Annotated in this window: 18 protein-coding genes; 12 read left to right on the top strand and 6 right to left on the bottom strand. The window is 68.6% G+C overall.

The window, feature by feature from the left end:
• Positions 1-129 precede the first annotated feature (129 nt).
• The 4 genes from DL991_RS22755 to DL991_RS22770 all read left to right on the top strand — a co-directional run bounded on the left by DL991_RS22755 (position 130) and on the right by DL991_RS22770 (position 2,951).
• A complete protein-coding gene (locus DL991_RS22755; RefSeq protein WP_233598941.1) occupies positions 130-870 on the top strand; it encodes a DUF748 domain-containing protein in 741 nt (246 codons plus the stop codon).
• A gap of 71 nt (positions 871-941) precedes the next feature.
• A complete protein-coding gene (locus tag DL991_RS22760; RefSeq protein ID WP_125786369.1) occupies positions 942-1,781 on the top strand; it encodes a class I SAM-dependent methyltransferase in 840 nt (279 codons plus the stop codon).
• 6 nt (positions 1,782-1,787) lie between these two features.
• Positions 1,788-2,399, top strand: coding sequence for a TetR/AcrR family transcriptional regulator (locus DL991_RS22765; RefSeq protein ID WP_125786370.1), 612 nt, complete (start codon positions 1,788-1,790; stop codon positions 2,397-2,399).
• A gap of 90 nt (positions 2,400-2,489) precedes the next feature.
• Positions 2,490-2,951 carry an ATP-binding protein gene (locus DL991_RS22770; RefSeq protein ID WP_125786371.1) on the top strand — a complete coding sequence of 154 codons (462 nt, stop codon included), beginning with the start codon at positions 2,490-2,492 and terminating at the stop codon, positions 2,949-2,951.
• A 1-nt stretch (position 2,952) separates the two neighbouring features.
• On the opposite strand, the gene DL991_RS22775 is transcribed toward DL991_RS22770, so the two are convergent.
• Both DL991_RS22775 and DL991_RS22780 read right to left on the bottom strand, forming a co-directional pair.
• On the bottom strand, positions 2,953-4,308 hold the full coding sequence (locus DL991_RS22775; RefSeq protein WP_125786372.1) for an MFS transporter: 1,356 nt from the start codon (positions 4,306-4,308) through the stop codon (positions 2,953-2,955).
• An 89-nt stretch (positions 4,309-4,397) separates the two neighbouring features.
• Entirely contained in the window at positions 4,398-5,000 is a 603-nt protein-coding gene (locus tag DL991_RS22780; protein WP_125786373.1) for a TetR/AcrR family transcriptional regulator, read from the bottom strand.
• 88 nt (positions 5,001-5,088) lie between these two features.
• Here DL991_RS22780 and DL991_RS22785 point away from each other — a divergent pair, with 88 nt between their 5' ends.
• Positions 5,089-6,138 carry an NAD(P)-dependent alcohol dehydrogenase gene (locus DL991_RS22785; RefSeq protein ID WP_125786374.1) on the top strand — a complete coding sequence of 350 codons (1,050 nt, stop codon included), beginning with the start codon at positions 5,089-5,091 and terminating at the stop codon, positions 6,136-6,138.
• Positions 6,139-6,211: 73 nt separating this feature from the next.
• Here DL991_RS22785 and DL991_RS22790 read toward each other — a convergent pair whose 3' ends face one another.
• Together DL991_RS22790 and DL991_RS22795 are read right to left on the bottom strand one after the other, a co-directional pair.
• Positions 6,212-7,099 (bottom strand): CPBP family intramembrane glutamic endopeptidase, encoded by an 888-nt coding sequence (locus tag DL991_RS22790; protein ID WP_233598943.1) that lies wholly within the window; start codon positions 7,097-7,099, stop codon positions 6,212-6,214.
• 56 nt (positions 7,100-7,155) lie between these two features.
• Entirely contained in the window at positions 7,156-7,728 is a 573-nt protein-coding gene (locus DL991_RS22795) for a TetR/AcrR family transcriptional regulator (protein WP_125786376.1), read from the bottom strand.
• 75 nt (positions 7,729-7,803) lie between these two features.
• On the opposite strand from DL991_RS22795, the gene DL991_RS22800 reads away from it, so the two are divergent.
• Positions 7,804-9,543: an ABC transporter ATP-binding protein gene (locus DL991_RS22800; RefSeq protein WP_233598942.1), complete on the top strand. Its 1,740-nt coding sequence runs from the start codon at positions 7,804-7,806 to the stop codon at positions 9,541-9,543.
• Between the two features lie 5 nt (positions 9,544-9,548).
• Here the strand turns inward: DL991_RS22800 and DL991_RS22805 are convergent, their stop codons facing one another.
• Entirely contained in the window at positions 9,549-10,307 is a 759-nt protein-coding gene (locus DL991_RS22805; RefSeq protein WP_125786377.1) for a sigma-70 family RNA polymerase sigma factor, read from the bottom strand.
• Positions 10,308-10,428: 121 nt separating this feature from the next.
• On the opposite strand from DL991_RS22805, the gene DL991_RS22810 reads away from it, so the two are divergent.
• The 5 genes from DL991_RS22810 to DL991_RS22830 all read left to right on the top strand — a co-directional run bounded on the left by DL991_RS22810 (position 10,429) and on the right by DL991_RS22830 (position 15,308).
• The gene (locus tag DL991_RS22810) at positions 10,429-11,109 is read left to right on the top strand and encodes a GNAT family N-acetyltransferase (RefSeq protein WP_125786378.1); all 681 of its coding nucleotides are present in this window, start codon (positions 10,429-10,431) and stop codon (positions 11,107-11,109) included.
• A gap of 70 nt (positions 11,110-11,179) precedes the next feature.
• Positions 11,180-12,211 (top strand): L-threonine 3-dehydrogenase, encoded by a 1,032-nt coding sequence (gene tdh, locus DL991_RS22815; RefSeq protein WP_125786379.1) that lies wholly within the window; start codon positions 11,180-11,182, stop codon positions 12,209-12,211.
• Positions 12,211-13,392 (top strand): glycine C-acetyltransferase, encoded by a 1,182-nt coding sequence (locus DL991_RS22820; RefSeq protein ID WP_125786394.1) that lies wholly within the window; start codon positions 12,211-12,213, stop codon positions 13,390-13,392. The genes tdh and DL991_RS22820 overlap by 1 nt, the downstream gene beginning before the upstream one ends.
• Positions 13,389-14,303 (top strand): LysR family transcriptional regulator, encoded by a 915-nt coding sequence (locus tag DL991_RS22825; RefSeq protein ID WP_125786380.1) that lies wholly within the window; start codon positions 13,389-13,391, stop codon positions 14,301-14,303. Before DL991_RS22820 ends, DL991_RS22825 begins: the two co-directional genes overlap by 4 nt.
• Before the next feature lie 9 nt (positions 14,304-14,312).
• Positions 14,313-15,308, top strand: a complete 996-nt coding sequence (locus DL991_RS22830; protein ID WP_125786381.1) for a TerC/Alx family metal homeostasis membrane protein — start codon at positions 14,313-14,315, stop codon at positions 15,306-15,308.
• A 160-nt stretch (positions 15,309-15,468) separates the two neighbouring features.
• On the opposite strand, the gene DL991_RS22835 is transcribed toward DL991_RS22830, so the two are convergent.
• On the bottom strand, positions 15,469-16,032 hold the full coding sequence (locus DL991_RS22835; RefSeq protein ID WP_125786382.1) for a TetR/AcrR family transcriptional regulator: 564 nt from the start codon (positions 16,030-16,032) through the stop codon (positions 15,469-15,471).
• Positions 16,033-16,113: 81 nt separating this feature from the next.
• Here DL991_RS22835 and DL991_RS22840 point away from each other — a divergent pair, with 81 nt between their 5' ends.
• On the top strand, positions 16,114-17,181 hold the full coding sequence (locus DL991_RS22840; RefSeq protein ID WP_125786383.1) for an NAD(P)/FAD-dependent oxidoreductase: 1,068 nt from the start codon (positions 16,114-16,116) through the stop codon (positions 17,179-17,181).
• The last annotated feature ends 145 nt before the right edge of the window (positions 17,182-17,326 follow it).

Below are 17,326 nucleotides of genomic sequence, written 5' to 3' on the forward strand. Positions count from 1 at the left end.
GCCGGCTCGCGCCCCGGTGTGACCAGCGTCGCTCGCATATACCCATAGGGGGTATGTAAGGTGATGGTGAGAGCGGCACCCGAGCCTGCTCCACGATCGCGGGTGGCACCCGCACCAAGGACGCGCACGATGAACACGCATGACGCCCACGGCACGCACGACCACGAACCCGCCGGGCTCGCGTCGACGAAGGGCGGCTACACCTTCGCGCCCACCACCACGACGCTCGTTCCGGGAATGACCCGGCCCTTCACCTTCCGCGTCCTCGGTCCCGACGGGGCGCCGGTGACGGCCTACGACGTCGAACACGAGAAGCGCATGCATCTCATCGTCGTCCGCCGCGACACCGCGGGCTTCCAGCACATCCACCCGGAACTGGACGAGGACGGCACGTGGACCGTGCCGCTGACCGTCGATGAGGCGGGGGTCTATCGCGTCTTCGCCGACTTCAAGCCCAATGGTGGAGTCGCGACGACCTTGGGTGTCGACCTCTTCGCCGCCGGGGACTTCCGTCCCGTCGAGTACGCGCCTTCGCGGGTCGCGGAGGTCGACGGATACCGGGTCGAACTCGACGGCGAACTCACGCCGGGCAAGCCGTCGAAGGTGACGCTCACCGTCACCGAGAACGGCCGTGAAGTCACCGATCTGCAGCCGTATCTGGGTGCTTACGGGCATTTGGTCGCCCTGCGCGGCGGCGACCTCGCGTACCTGCACGTCCACCCGGACGGCGAACCCGGTGACGGTCACACCGCGGCCGGGCCCACGGTCACGTTCTTCGCGGGAGTCCCGACCGGTGGCACTTACCGGCTCTTCCTCGACTTCCAGCACGGGGACAAGGTCCGCACCGCCGAGTTCACCGTCACCGCTTGACGCCCTGACCGGCCTCCTCCACTATGAACACATGTTCATGAACACGTGTTCATGACGGAGGAGGTTCTGGGATGTCCGGCATCGTCAACACCGCTCAGGCGGAAGCGTGGAACGGCTACGAGGGACGGCACTGGGCCGAGCACGACGAGCGCTACGACGCGGTGAACAGCGGGTTCAACGAATTCCTGTTCGACGCGGCCGGGATCGGCGAACGTGACCGGGTGCTCGACATCGGCTGCGGCAACGGGCAGGTCACCCGGTTCGCCGCCGTCCGTGCCGCGCTCGGCGGCGCGACCGGGATCGATCTGTCCGCGCCGATGCTCGCCACGGCGCGGGCCCGCGCGGAGGCAGAAGGTGTCGCGAACGTCGTGTTCGACCAGGGTGACGTCCAGGTCTTCCCGTTCGGTGAAGACGTTTTCGACGTCGCGCTCAGCCGGTTCGCGGTGATGTTCTTCGCCGATCCGGTCGCCGCCTTCACCAACGTGCGCCGCGCGCTGCGACCTGGCGGCAGGCTCGCGTTCCTGTGCATGACCGAACTCGCCGGAACCGATCTGGGTGCCGTTTTCGCCTCGCTGGCACCGTTTCTGCCGACCCCGACCGGCGAAGACGGAACCGGCCCGACGTCGTTCGCCGATCCGGCGCGGGTCCGTTCGGTGCTGAGCGACGCCGGATTCTTCGACGTCGCCTGCACGCGTGTCGAGGCCGATCAGGTCTGGGGGAGCGACGTGCCGGACGCGGCCGGTTTCATGGCGGGCTGGGGGCCGGTCAAGTATCACCTCGACCAGGCCGGAGCCGACGCCGCGGCCGGTGCGCGGGAAGCTCTTTCGGCCGCGCTCCGGTCTTTCGACGGACCGGACGGTGTCCGGCTGCGCGGCGCGGCGTGGCTGGTCACGGCTTCCGCGCGCGGCTGAGCCCCGATGTCACCGAGGAAAGCGGCGGCCCTGCGCCACACCGAAGACGGCCGGAGCCTGCGCGAGCACCTGATCGCCACGGCCGCGACCCTGATTTCCGCCAACGGCACCGCGGAACTCACGGTCCGCGCCATCGCGCGTGCGGCAGGCGTCGCCGACGGCGTGCTGTACAACCATTTCTCCGACAAGGAAGAGTTGCTGGCCAACGCGTTGGCCGAACACGTGCGGAGGGTCGAAGCCGGGCTCGGCGAGCTGCCCGCGCCGGATTCGGGTACGGTCGAGGCCAATCTCCGGGCCCAGCTCTCCTACGGTTTGGCTTTGCACAAGGAGATCCTGCCCGCGTTCGCCGGGCTGCTCGCCCGCCCCGCCGTGCTCGCGCGGTACGGAGAACTGGGCGAGGGCGCGGAGACCTGGCGGGACCGCCTCGCGGAATACCTGTGCGCGGAAAAGGAACTCGGCAGGCTGGACGGCGATGTCGAAGCGGCGGCGGCGATGCTGGTCGGGGTCTGCCACGAAACAGTGCTCGCGAGCCTGCTTCCGCACGGGCCGAAAGTGACCGCCACGCCGGGTACGGATGCGGTGGTCACAACGGTGCTGGAGGGTATCGCGGCCCGATGATCCTCGACACGGGTTGATCCTCGCCCATTTTGGGTAACCCGATTGTGCGACTTCAGCAGGGAGGCCGCGTGCAATGGGAGGGGTGGCTCCATGATCAGCGTCGCGGAGCATCCGGTGCCGGGGACCTGGGTGCTCGACCTGCGAGCCACCACGCCTCGGGCCTTGCCCGACATGCGAGCCTGGGTCGTCAGATGCCTTTCCGATCTCGGCGAGGGGCATCGTGACGACGTCCTGCTGGCGGCGACCGAACTCGTCGCCAACGCCTACGTGCACGGAGGTGGCGCACGCCACATCCAGCTGTGGCGCGGCGTGACCCCGTGCGCCGTCCGCATCGAGGTCGCGGACGTCAGCGTCGAACAACCCCGGGCGCGTTGTTCGCAGATCGAGGATCCCCGCGGGCGAGGGCTGCTCGTCGTCGACGGGGTGGCGGTGCAATGGGGCGTCCGGCGTGAGCCGGTCCGCGGCGGGAAGATCGTCTGGGCACATATCCGCTGCGACGGCGGCTGCCCGGAAGCACTTCCACGCGTGCGCGGGAAGCGCTCCCGGAGCTGAGTCAGACCGCGCGGCGTGCGGTGAGCAGGCCGAGAGCGGAGACAGCGGCGAAGCCGAACAACAGCCACCTCGCCGACGTGAGCACCGAAGGGCCGCCGAGGTTGACCAGCAGGCCGGCGACCGCCGCGCCGAACGCGGTCGACATCGTCAGGATCGTGGCGATCCCGGCGGCGGCTTTCCCGCCCTCGCCGTCCGGCGCGGAGGTCATCGCGGCGACGGACAGATGGGGCATCGCGATGCCGATTCCCATGCCACCGAAGAAGAGCACCGGCAGCCATGCGAGAACGACGGGCAGCGACGGCTGTTCTGTCTGCAGCAGACCCAGCACGGCGAACCCGGCGGCGAGACAGGCCGGTCCGGCGAGCACGAGCCGCCGAGTCTCACGGGCCGAAGCGCTGACGAGCTGGCTCACCGACCAGCCCAAGGACAGCGCGGCGGCGAAGAACCCCGCGGCCGCGGGCGGAAGTCCGCCCAGTCGCTGGCCGAAGAGCGGCAAGAACGTCTCCACCGAGACACCGGACGCCAGCACCATGATGGTCAGGTAGATCCACCGCAGCCGCGAACCCCGCCGGTACACCGAATCGGGCAGCACGCTCGCCACCGCGCGCTTCTCCGTCACCAGGAACGCCGCCACGAGAACGAGACCCAGCGCGATGAAGGCCGCCATCGCGAGCGTGCCGGACAGGATCCCGGCCATGCTCACCGCTCCGGTCGCGCCGACGATCAACGACAGCGACACGACCGGAACCGGCGGCGCCTGCGCCGGACGTTCACCGCGGGGGAGCGCCCGCGGCACGAAGACCGCCAGCGCGGCCGCCATCACCGCCAGTACCACGAACGCGGACCGCCACGAGCCGAACTGTGCCGAGAATCCGCCGAGCGCCGGGCCCGCGAAGTTGCCGACCCCGAACATCGCGGAGATCAGGGCGCTTCCCCGGCTCCAGAGCCGGGGCGGCAGCGCCGAATGGATCAGGGCGAAACCCAGTCCGGTCAGCAGACCGGCGCCGAGCCCTTGTGTCCCACGGCCGACGAGGAGGACCGGCATCGACGGGCTCACCGCGCACAACACCGAGCCCGCGGCGAAGACGCCGAAGCCGATCAAGTAGGAACCCTTGCCGCCGAAGCGGAAAAGGGCTTGACCCACCGACATGGTCGCGACGACCTGTGCGACCAGGAACGCCGTCATGGTCCAGGCGTACAACGGTCGTCCGCCGATGTCCTGGATCGCCGTCGGCAGCAGGCTCGCCGCCACATAGATGGTGATCGCGCCGACGAGCACACCACCCGCCAGTACCACCGAAGTGCTCGTATGACGGCCCAGTTCCCGCCAGGATCCGACGTCTTGCCCGATGCTCACGCGTTTCTCCTCGTTGTCGAAAGGATTGCGCTTCGCATCCTGTCGGCGCGGGGAGCCCCGGTAATCGGACAAATCAGACGTGAATCACGTCACATTTTCGCGCGGCCCTCGATGGCGGCGCGGGCCGCCTCGACCGACTTCCGGACGACGACTTCCGTGGAATAGCCCTGTTTCGTGAAGACCCCGTCGAGGTAGAACGTGCCGTAACCGTGTGCCTGGGTGAACAACTGCTCCATCAGTTCCAGCCCGTCCTGTGGCCGATCGGCGACGGTGAGGCAGAGCATGACGAACTGGTCGGTCAGGCGGCGGGTCTGCTCGTGCAGGTCCGAGTGCTCCGGGCCTTGCAATCCGTCGGCGTAGATGACGTTCATCCCGGCCCGGCGTTCGATCAGGTACTCCGTGTACGCGCCGGCGGCCGCGGCGAGCGCGGCGACGGGCTCGCTCTCGGCTTCGACGGCGTCGTGCACCCTGTCGGCCAGTTGGCAGGCGACGCTCGTCGCGATCGCGGCCATCAGGCTTTCCTTGGCCGGGAAATGCCGATACGGCGCGCCGGGGCTGACCTTCGCGCGCCTGGCGACCTCGGCGACGGAGAACGCTCCCAGTCCCTGTTCGGCGATCAAGTCGAGCGAGACCCGCACGAGTTCGGCGCGAAGGTCGCCGTGATGGTACTTGCCGCCCATGTCGTGGATCACACCGTCCCGGTCGCGGAATATGTAAGAGCCCTCTTACGCTAGTTGTAAGTGACCTCTTACATGGTCTCACTGTTTCTCGGAGGGTTTCATGACGACGACCACGCACGCCATCGCCGCGCCGTCCCCGGGCGCCGCACTGTCGCCGACGACCATCGAGCGTCGCGACCTGCGTCCGGACGACGTGCTGATCGACATCGCGTACGCGGGGATCTGCCACAGCGACATCCATCAGGTGAAGGAGGACTGGGGCAGCGCGATCTTCCCGATGGTGCCCGGCCACGAGATCGCCGGCGTCGTCGCCGCGGTCGGCTCCGACGTCACGAAGTACCAGGTCGGGGACCGCGTCGGGGTCGGCTGCATGGTGGACTCCTGTGGCGAGTGCGAGTACTGCCTCGCGGGCACCGAGCAGTTCTGCCTCAAGGGCAACATCCAGACGTACAACGGAGTCGGCTTCGACGGCGAGAACACCTACGGCGGTTACAGCCGCCAGATCGTCGTGAAGGACGGCTTCGTCTGCCGGATCCCGGAAGGGATCGGCCTCGACGTCGCCGCCCCGCTGCTGTGCGCGGGCATCACCACCTACTCCCCGCTGAACCGCTGGGGCGCCGGACCGGGCAAGAAGGTCGCCGTCGTCGGCCTCGGCGGGCTCGGCCACATGGCGGTCAAGATCGCGGTCGCCATGGGCGCCGACGTCACCGTGCTCAGCCAGAGCCTGAAGAAGCAGGAAGACGGCCTGAAGCTGGGCGCGAAGGACTACTTCGCGACCGGTGACGCGTCGACCTTCCAGACGCTGCGCGGCCGCTTCGACCTGATCCTCAACACCGTTTCGGCGACGTTGCCCGTCGACTCCTATCTCGGCATGCTGCGGGTCGGCGGAGCCATGGTCAACGTCGGCGCGCCCGGCGAACCGCTGTCCTACAACGCCTTCTCGCTGCTCGGTGGCAACAAGGTGCTCGCCGGTTCGATGATCGGCGGCATCGCCGAGACCCAGGAGATGCTCGACTTCTGCGCCGAGCACGGCATCGGCGCCGAGATCGAGACGATTTCGGCCGACCAGGTGAACGTGGCCTACGACCGGGTCGAGAACAGCGACGTCCGCTACCGGTTCGTCATCGACGCGGCGACCATCGGCGCCTGACTTCGACTGTCCGTGAAGGCCTCCTTGAGGGACCCAGAGTCCCTCAAGGAGGCCTTCACGGACTCGGGAAGCGTCACATCAGCAGCAGGGGCACCGTGTTCATCGCGGTGTGCGCGGCGATCGGTGCCCACAGGTTGCGGTAGCGCGACCACAGGTAGCCGGTGAACAGGCCGAAGAATCCTTGGAAGGCCACGATCGCGCCCAGGGTGAGCGGTAGCGATCCCTGCCCGTGCGTCGGCAGGTGCAGCCACGCGAACAGCAGTGACGTCAGCAGGATTCCCGGCCACCGCCCGAAAAGCGCCTCCAGCCGGGTCTGCAGCATGCCGCGGAAGAAGACCTCTTCGAGTACGTTCGCGGTGAAGAAGGTCAGCGTCGCGCCCACCGCCAGGTACACCGGATCCGGGTAGTCCTCCGCGGTCGGCAGCGGCGGCGCGAGCGGGCCGAGGACGTAGAGCCAGCCGAACACGAGTACCGCGGGAATCGGCGCGAGCCATCGCCACGTCTGCCGGGGCCGCCACGTGAGCCGGAACGGATCCGGTTTCCCTTGCGGGCGCAGGGTTCGCAGGAGAATCAGCGGCAGCACCAGGAACACGAGCGGTTTGGCGAGCCCCCAGATGTCGCGGACGAGCGCCTGCTGTCCCGCCATCGACACGAGGAACAACGCCGGCGGCCACACAAAGGCGATGAGCGCCAAGGCGCCTGCTTGACGGCGCAGGGCGCGGCGGTCGTCCACCTCGGCGGGTAACGACGGTGCGCGGAGCGGGATCGCGCGGACCAGCAGGATCCCCACCAGGGCGGGAATCACCGCGCCCCAAAGGGAAAGCCGTTTGTCCGAGTCCGCGGACGGCTGGATCGTGTCGTTCCCGGTCGCCAGCAACAGCGCGGGTGCCGCGAGGAAGACCAGGAGTCCGCCGATGAGGGCGATCCTGGCGACTTCCGGGCGTGCACCGGTTTTTTCCATCACCGGGCAAGGATCTTCGAAGCGGGCGCGTCCGCGCGTCATCACTTCGTAGGACTTCAGCCGACCGCGATGACCTTTTCCAGGCTGCGCAGGCACAAGCTGAGCGCTTCGTGCTTCGGAGTCTTCTTCTCCTGCGCCGCTTCCCATCCCGTGTAGAGCAGGGCCCACAGCAGTTGCAGCAGCCATTCCTTCGACATCGCCGGGTCGATCGTGCCCTCGGCGTGCCCGCGTTCGATCAGCCTCAGCAGCGACCGGTCGTCCTCGCTCTCGTCCTGCCATTCGGGGCGGGTCACCAGATCCGGCATGGTGAAGAGCAACTGGAAGACGTCGCCGAACTCGAAGTACTCCTGGCACAACCTCGCCAGCGCGGCCGGGGCCGGGCCTTCGTCGAGCCGTGCCCGCCGCGTGCCTTGGGAGACCTTGTCGAGGGCGTCGTGGCTGATGGCGTCGATGAGGTCGGAGCGTTCCGCGAAATACCGGTGCACCGTGGTGCGACCGACGTTCGCGGCCGCCGCGATGTCGGCCAGCGTGGCGCTCGGCTGCTTCGTCAGTTTCTCGATGGCCGCGTCCAGGATCGCGCGCCGGGTCCTCGCCCGGACACCCGTCTCGGTGACCACACCCTCACTCATGGCCGGTACCGTACCTCGCTCGCCAATATGGAACTCGCTTGACGATTTTAGAACATCTGTGTTCCATTGAGAACCATGGATACTCCACGATTGAAGGTGCTGTGGTCGTTCGCGCGGCCGCACAAGGGGGCACTCGCGATCGGCCTGGTACTCGCCCTGCTCGGCTCCGCGACCGGTCTCGCGACGCCCATGGTCACGAAATGGGTGCTCGACTCGCTGGGCTCGTCGGCGTCGCTGGCCGGACCCGTACTGGCGCTGCTCGGCCTGATGCTGGTCGGCTCGGTGATCTGGCTGACGCAGTGGATCCTGCTCGGCACGGTCGGCGAGCGGGTGGTGCTGAAGGCCAGGGAATCGATGGTGCGGCGGTTCTTCCGCGCGACGATCCCGGCGGTCACGAAACGGCCGACGGGGGAACTGGTCACCCGCGTCACCTCGGACACCGTACTGCTGCGCGAGGCGGCGTCGTCCAGCGTGATCGGGCTGATCAACGGCGTCGTGATGCTCATCGGCACCTTGGCGCTGATGAGCGTGCTCGACCCGGTGCTGCTCGCGACGACGGTGGCCGCCGTGCTCGTGGTGATCGCGCTGTTCGCGTGGCTCATGCCCGCCATCGCGAAGGAACAGGAGAAGGCGCAAGACCGGGTGGGCCGTCTCGGTGGCGTCCTCGAGGGCGCGCTGCGGGCGATCCGCACGGTGAAGGCCAGCCGTGCCGAAGACCGGCAGTCCGAGCGTGTCCTGGTCGACGCCGAAGCCGCAACCGTGCACGGCGTCCGTGCGGTGCGGCGGGAGGCCGTCGCCTGGGTGGTGGCGTGGACCGGCATCCAGGGCGCGATCCTGGTGATCCTCGGCCTCGGTGCCTGGCGCGTCGGCGCGGGTTTGCTCGAGGTGTCGAGCCTCATCGCGTTCCTGCTCTACGCCTTCGCGTTGATGGAGCCGATCACCGAACTGAGCCAGAACATGACCACGTTGCAGGCGGGCATCGCGGCGGCGGGGCGGATCCGGGAGATGGACGCGCTGGAGATCGAAGAGGACACGGTGGCCACGGCGCCGGAGACCGCGGACGGGCGGGACGGCCCGGTACTGGAACTGCGCGGGGTGACCGTGAGCTACGGCGGCGATCCGGCGCTGCGGGACGTGTCGCTGAAGATCCCGAGGCGCGGGCACACCGCGATCGTCGGGCCGTCCGGTGCGGGCAAGACCACGATGCTGTCGCTGATCATGCGGTTCGTGCGGCCGCAGTCGGGTTCCGTGCTGCTGGACGGGCGTGAGTACACGGACCTGCCGTACGCGGAGGTGCGGGCACGGCTGGCCTACGTCGAGCAGGAGACGCCCATCGTGCCGGGGACGATCAGGGAGAACGTGCTCTTCACCCATCCGGACGCGACCGAGGAGGAGGTGCGGCGGGCACTCGGCGAAGTCCGGCTGAGCGACAAGATCGCCGCACTCGACGAGGGCCTCGACACCCCGCTTTCGTCGACGTCGGTGTCCGGTGGGGAACGGCAGCGGATCGCGCTGGCCAGGGCGATCCTGCGCACGCCGGACGTGGTGCTGCTGGACGAGGCGACCGCGCAGGTCGACGGCCGGACCGAGAGCGCGATCCACGACTGCATCCGGCGCCTGGCGCGCGAAGGGGCCGTGGTCACCGTGGCGCACCGGCTGTCCACGGTGATCGACGCGGACACCATCGTGGTGATGGAGGACGGCCGCGTGCGGGCGAGTGGCAGCCACGAACAGTTGTTCGCCACCGACACGCTGTATCGCGAACTGGTGGAGGCGCTGCGGATCGCGGGGGAGGGCGCGCCGGTTCTCGGCTGATCCGCTCAGGCGGGGACGGCGCGGACTCCCGGCGGCATCTCGCGGTTGATCTCGTCGAGCCGGGTGGCGACGGTCCGGCAGGGTTCGCAGTCCGCCAGATGCGCGGCGATCAGAACCGCCCGGCGGACCGGCACGCCGCCGCGGAGCCACGCGCCCATGCGCCGCCGCGCTTCCCGGCAGTACGGCGTGCCCGCTTCGGGGACCTGTGCCTGGAGGAAGGCTTGGCGTAGCCCTTCGCGGGCCCGCAGCGCCAGGACGGAGGCGCCGTTGGGTGACACGCCGAGCAGCGGTGCCACCACCTTCGGCGAGTCTCCTTCGGCCTCGGTCCGCCACAACACGGTCCGCCAGCGGCCGGGGAGCGCGCAATAGGCACGCCACGCCAACCGGGCGTTCGAACGGCGGATGAGCAGTTCTTCCGCGCCCACGGCCCCGGCGGCCTCTTCGACCGCCGGGGCCGTGCCGTACAACTCGACCCGTTTGTGGTGACGGCTCCACTTGGCCGCGAGATTCCGGATGGTGACCGCGAGATAGGGGCGGAGGTTCTCCCGCGGGCCGCCGCCCGCGCGAATGACGCCCAGGACACGCACGAAGGCCTCGGCGACGAGGTCGTCCCGTTCGGCGGGCTCGGCGACCCAGCCCGCCGCGATCCGGCGGAGCGGCTCGGCGTGCCGCCGGAACAGCGCCTCTCCGGCGTCGATGTCGCCGGCACGGAAGGCGTCGAGCAGCGTGGCGTCCACTGCGTCCTGTCCGGCGTCGTCCCTCATCTCGGCCACCGTAGCCCGGACGCGGGCCGATCGCGACGACCACGATGTCATCGATCCCGGCCTGCCGTGTCCGGGATGTGGGAGCGGGAATGAACGGCGGCCCGCCGATGTCGGATCCGTCATGGCCATCCCTTTCGACGACCCGGCCTGGGAATCGCTGACCGGGCCGCACGCCCACTTCGCCGAAGGCTTCGGCCAGGTCCTGCGCTACCAGGTCGAGGTCGCCCCGTTCTTCGCCCTGCCACCCGAACCGGACGAGGGCGTGTGGGCCGACGTCGCCGCGTTGGCGGGTCCGGGGGCGACGGTCACCGTCCACAACGCACTGCCCGTCCCGGACGGCTGGGAAATCCTCGGCAGGATCGCCGGGGTCCGGCTGGTCGACGTCGCGCTCGAAGCCGCCGAAGACCCCGAAGCCGTCCTGCTGGGGCCGGACGACGTCCCGGAGATGCTGGACCTCGTCGAGCGGACCAAACCCGGGCCGTTCCGGAAACGGACCATCGAATTGGGGACATACCTGGGAATCCGGCGTGGCGGCGAACTGATCGCGATGGCGGGGGAGCGGCTGCGCCCACCCGGCTGGACCGAGATCAGCGCTGTCTGCACCGATCCGGCGTATCGCGGCCAAGGACTGGCGACCCGGCTCATCCGCGCGGTCGCGGCGGGAATCCGCGCTCGCGGCGAACGCCCGATGATGCACGCGGCGACGACGAACACTTCGGCGATCCGGCTTTACCGGTCGATCGGCTTCGAAGTCGTACCGCGGCCGGACTTCGTGTCGGTCCGCGTGCCGGGCTCCTTGTGAAGTTGCTCTAACGAGGGATTTCAGAAACTCGCGATGGACTGAACAGCGCGGGCGGACCAGACTTCGCGCCATGAAGGCATTGGTCAAAGCCGACCGAGCACCCGGGCTTGAACTCACCGACGTGCCGGATCCCGCCGTCGGTCCCGGCGACGTCGCCGTCCGCGTGCTGCGCGCCGGGATCTGCGGTACCGATCTGCACATCGACTCCTGGGACGACTGGGCGGCGCGCACCATCGCCGCGCCGCTGGTCATCGGGCACGAGTTCGTCGGCGAGGTGGTCGAGATCGGCCGGTCGGTGACGACGGTCAAGGTGGGCGACCTGGTCAGCGGCGAGGGTCACCTGGTCTGCGGAAGCTGCCGCAACTGCAAGGCCGGGCGGCGTCACCTGTGCGCCAGGACCAAGGGCCTCGGCGTGCACACCGATGGTGCCTTCGCGCAGTACGCCGTCCTGCCCGAGATGAACGCCTGGGTGCACCGCACCAAGGTCGACCTCGACATCGCCGCGATCTTCGACCCGCTCGGCAACGCCGTGCACACCGCGCTGTCCTTCCCGGTCATCGGCGAGGACGTGCTGGTCACCGGCGCCGGCCCGATCGGCATCATGGCCGCCGCCATCGCGCGCCACGCGGGCGCGCGCAACGTCGTCGTCACCGACGTCAGCGAGCACCGCCTGGAACTGGCCCGCAAGGTCGGCGTCGACCTCGCGCTGGACGTCTCCACCTCGACCATCGCCGACGCGCAGGAGCGGCTCGGCATGGCCGAGGGCTTCGACGTCGGCATGGAGATGAGCGGGCGGCCCGAGGCGCTGCGCGACATGATCGCGAACATGTCCCACGGCGGCCGCGTCGCGCTGCTCGGCCTGCCCGCCTCCGACGTGTCGGTCGACATCGCCGCCGTCGTGCTGAAGATGATCCAGATCAAGGGGATCTACGGGCGCGAAATGTTCGAGACGTGGTACTCGATGTCCGTGCTGCTGCAGGCAGGGCTGGACATCTCGCCGGTGGTCACCCACCGGTTCGGCTACACCGAGTACGAGAAGGCGTTCGCGACGGCCAGGGAAGGCCGCTGCGGCAAGGTCATTCTGGATTGGACGGAGAACTGATGTACGGCGCGATGCGCGACGACCTCAAGGCCGGGCTCGCCGAGATCCGGGAAGCCGGGCTGTACAAGGGCGAGCGGGTGCTCCAGGGGCCGCAACGGGCTTCGGTCAGTGTCGCCGGCGGCGACGTCCTCAACTTCTGCGCCAACAACTACCTCGGCCTCGCCGACCACCCCAAGCTGGTCAAGGCCGCGCAGGAGGCGCTGGACCGCTGGGGCTTCGGCATGGCGTCGGTGCGGTTCATCTGCGGGACGCAGCAGCCGCACAAGGAACTCGAGGCGAAGCTCTCCGAGTTCCTCGGCACCGAGGACACGATCCTCTACAGCTCCTGTTTCGACGCCAACGCCGGGCTTTTCGAGACGTTGCTGACCGATCAGGACGTCATCATCTCCGACGAGCTCAACCACGCGTCGATCATCGACGGCGTGCGGCTCTGCAAGGCGAAGCGGATGCGCTACCGCAACCGCGACGTCGCGGACCTGGAAGCCCGGCTGAAGGAGGCTTCCGGCGCTCGGTACCGGATGATCGCCACCGACGGCGTGTTCTCGATGGACGGCTACCTCGCGCCGCTCGACGAGATCTGCGAGCTGGCCGAGCGCTACGACGCGCTGGTGATGGTCGACGACTCGCACGCCGTCGGTTTCACCGGGCCGACCGGACGCGGCACGCCCGAGCTGTTCGGCGTCCAGGACAAGGTCGACGTGCTGACCGGCACCCTCGGCAAGGCCCTCGGCGGCGCGAGCGGCGGCTACACCTCCGGCCGCGCGGAGATCGTCGAGATGCTGCGGCAGCGCTCGCGGCCGTACCTGTTCTCGAACTCGCTGGCGCCGTCGATCACCGCGGCCGCGCTCGCCACGCTGGAACTGCTGGACTCCTCCAGTGAACTGCTGGGCAAGCTGCGCGCCAACACCGAGCTGTTCCGGCGCCGGATGACCGAGGCCGGTTTCGACCTGCTCCCCGGCGAGCACCCCATCATCCCGGTGATGATCGGCGACGCCGCCAAGGCGGGCAAGATGGCGGATCTGCTACTCGACCAGGGCATTTACGTGATCGGGTTCTCCTATCCGGTGGTCCCGCACGGGAAGGCCCGGATCCGGACGCAGATGTCGGCGGCGCACTCGACCGAAGACGTGAACCGTGCCGTCGACGCGTTCGTGACGGCAAGGTCCATGATGGACGAATGATCGATCCGCGACGGCTGCGGGTACTGCGCGCCCTCGCCGACCACGGCACTGTGACGGCGGCGGGCCAGGCTCTGCACCTGACGCCGTCCGCGGTCTCCCAGCAGCTGGCCGCCCTCGAAGCCGAGTGCGGCCAGCAGCTGCTTCGCCGCCGGGGCCGCCGGGTTTCGCTGACCCCCGCCGGTGAACTGATGGTGGTGCACGCCAACGCCGTCGCCGCCGAGCTCGAACGGGCGCGGGCGACGCTGGCCGCGCTCGATTCCGGCGTCCAGGGTCTGGTGCGGCTGGCGAGTTTCGCCTCCGCGATCACGATGGTCGTCGCGCCGGCGATCGCCTCCCTGCGCGCCGGTTCGCCCGGGGTCACCATGCAGGTGCAGGACGTCGAGGGGCACGCGAGCATCCCGCTGCTGCTCGACGGCGAGATCGACCTGGCGATCACCGAGGAGTACCGGCTCTCGCCACGAACGGATGAAAGCAGGCTCACCCGGTTCCCGTTGTACGTGGAGCCGTTCGACGCCGTGCTGCCCACCGCGCACCGGCTCGCCGAAGCGTCCGAAGTGGACATCGACGAACTCGCCGACGACGACTGGATCGCGCCGAAGCCCGGCAACCCCTGCCGCGACGTGCTGATGATCGCGTGTGCCAATCCGGAGATCCGGCACGTCTCCGACGATTTCCACGCGATCACCACCCTGGTCGCCGCGGGCGAGGGCGTGGCTTTGGTGCCGCGCAACGCTTTCACCGCCGTGCCCGGCGCGGTCGCCGTCCCGTTGCGCGGCGAGCCGCCACTGCGCCGCGTGTTCGCCGCGGTCCGGCGGGGAAGCGCGGACCACCCGCTGCTCAAGACCGCGCTCTCCGCGCTGCTGGACGCGGCGCCCGGTCATGCGAATGCGGACCGGACGAGCCGCACTTAAGATCTTGGCATGCTCCAGATCGATGCCCTCACCTGGATCGTCACGATCGGACTGGTGCTCGGGCTCCTGGCACTCGATCTCATCCTCGCGGCCGTGCGGCCGCACAAGGTCGGCTTCGGTGAGGCGGTGGCCTGGTCGGTCGGCTACATCCTGGTCGCGGTGGCGTTCGGCGTCTGGCTGACGCTCGCGCACGGCGGCGACTTCGGACAGCAGTACTTCGCCGGTTACATCGTCGAGAAGAGCCTGTCGGTCGACAACCTGTTCGTCTTCGTGATCATCATGACGACCTTCGCGGTACCCGAGGAACACCAGCACAAGGTGCTCACGTTCGGCATCGTCGTCGCGCTGATCATGCGCGCGATCTTCATCGCGCTCGGCGCCACGCTGCTTTCGTTGTTCTCCTTCATGTTCCTGCTGTTCGGGCTGCTGCTGATCTACACCGGCATCCAGCTCTTCCGGCACCGCGACGAAGATCCGGACGTCGAGAACAACGTGGTGGTGCGGACCGCGCGCCGCCTGCTGCCGCTGTCCAATGAATACGACGGTGGCAAGCTGTTCACCCGCGTCGGTGGGAAGCGGGTGGGCACGCCGCTGGTGGTGGTGCTGCTCGCGATCGGCGGGATCGACCTGCTGTTCGCGCTCGACTCGATCCCCGCGGTCTTCGGGGTCACCGACGAGCCGTATCTGGTCTTCGCGGCCAACGCCTTCGCCCTGCTGGGCCTGCGTGCGCTGTACTTCCTGGTGAAGGGCCTGCTCGACCGGCTGGTGTACCTGTCCGCCGGGCTCGCGATCATCCTCGGCTTCATCGGGATCAAGCTGATCCTGCACTGGGCCCATGTGGACATCGACGAAAGCGTCCCGGAGATCTCGACGCCCGTGAGCCTCGCGGTGATCATCGGCATCCTCGTCGTGGTGACGGTGGCGAGCCTGCTCAAGACCAGCAAGGATCCGTCCGCCAAGGCGCATCCGGGCTCGCTGCGCGGCTCCCGCCCCGAAGAGGACTAGGGCGTGTTTCACAAGTCTGTTCGATGGGCTTCGTGATCCAGGTGGTTCCTGGCGGTGCGGGCGGATCGGCCTCGTACCGGGTCGTACTCGGGCGCATCCGCCCGTGCCGTCAGGGACCGCCTGGGCGCGGAGACCGCGCACTTGACTTGTGAAACACGCCCTAGCGCCAGCCGTCCGTGAGCAGGTCGAAGATCCGCTCGACGTCCTTCCGCGGATCCGTCCTGCCCCGGGTGAGCGCCGGAATGTCCAGTACGAATCGCGCGAGCGCGTGGCAGGCGATGTCGTCGGAGTCCACACCGGCGTCCTCGGCGATGGCGGCGCCGAGGGCCTTGGCGTGCCGGGTCCACATGCGCTCGCCGTACTCCTGTAGCGCGGGGGTGCCGCTCACCAGCGCGGTGAACCCGGCGTACTGGGGATGCGCCGTGAGCGGCAGCCACGTGGCGAGCACGTACTCGCGCAGCGCCTCGACGACGCCCTGGTCTTCCGGCCGTTGCCGCACGGCGGCGATCAAGTTCGCTTCCCTGTCTTCGGACTCGTCGAAGACCAGTGCTTCCTTGCCGGGGAAGTGTTTGAACAACGTCGTGGTCGACACGTCGGCCGCCTCGGCGATGTCGCGGATGCTCACCTGGTCGTAGCCCCGCTCCAGGAACAACTTCAGCGCGGCGTCCGCCAGCGCGTGGCGGGTGGCCGCCTTCTTGCGTTCACGCCGTCCCGGTGTCTCCATGAGCGCACTGTACCGCATGAGTTGTCACAGTCACTAAGTTGACTCGTTGCACTTTTTAACTCGTTCTGCTTTTCTGGCGTCATGACGATCAGCATCATCGGAGCGGGCCCCGGCGGCCTGACCTGTGCCCGCATCCTTCAGAAACACGGCATTCCCGTGACGGTCTACGAGCGAGACCCGCATCCCCAGGCCCGTAATCAGGGCGGCACCCTCGACCTGCACGCCGACGACGGCCAACTGGCCCTGCGAGAAGCCGGCCTGCTCGCCGAGTTCTTCGCGCTCGCCCGTCCGGAAGGGCAGGAGATGCGCAAACTGGATCCTCTTGGGCGTCTCTTGGAGCACCATGTCCCTGCCGAAGGGGAGATGTTCAAACCGGAGATCGACCGCGGTCAGCTCCGTGATCTGCTCCTCGACTCGCTGGAGCCGGGCACCGTCCACTGGGGACGGACGCTGGATCGGGCCGAGGCCCCCGGGCGCCTGCGGTTCACCGACGGAACGATCGTCGAGACGGACTTGGTCATCGGTGCCGACGGCGCCTGGTCACGGGTCCGTCCGGCGGTTTCGGCCGCTGTGCCCGAGTTCGCCGGGATCACCTTCCTTGAGGCATGGTTCGAAGACGTCGAGAACGCGCACCCCGAACTCGCCGAACTCGTCGGCCAGGGCAGCGCGATGGCGGCCGACGGCGACCGGTGCCTGTTCGCCCAGCGCAACAGCGGCGACCATATCCGGGTCTACATCATCCAACGCCTGCCGTCGGACTGGATCGGGTCGAGCTCGGAGGTCCGCGGCAGGCTGCTCGATGCGTTTTCCGGCTGGTCGCCGTCGATGTTGCGGATGATCACCGACAACGACGGGCCGTACGTCGATCGCCCGTTGTACGTTCTGCCCGTCCCGCACACCTGGGAGCACACGCCATGGGTGACCCTGCTCGGCGATGCCGCCCACCTGATGCCGCCGCTCGGCGTCGGCGTCAATTTGGCCATGCTCGACGCGTGCGACCTCGCTCTCGCGTTGGCGGGCTCCGCCAGTGTCGGCTCCGCCGGTATCGGCGAGGCTGTTCGGGCTTATGAGGCGACCATGCTTCCGCGATCGGCGGAATTCGCGCGACAGCTGGAAAACGGTGCTGAGGGGTTGCTTGATCTCGATTGAGCGTTCTTCCTGCGATTCAAAACTGTCGGTGGTCGGTTGTACGTTCTGTGTGTGGATACTTCTGACGCCGTTGTGGCGCTGCTCAAGGAAATGACCGAGTCGGATGTGTTGGGGGAGGTTATTGGTTCGCTGGATTCGTTGGGGG

The organism is Amycolatopsis sp. WAC 01375 (assembly GCF_003947325.1).
Classification (GTDB): Bacteria; Actinomycetota; Actinomycetes; order Mycobacteriales; family Pseudonocardiaceae; genus Amycolatopsis.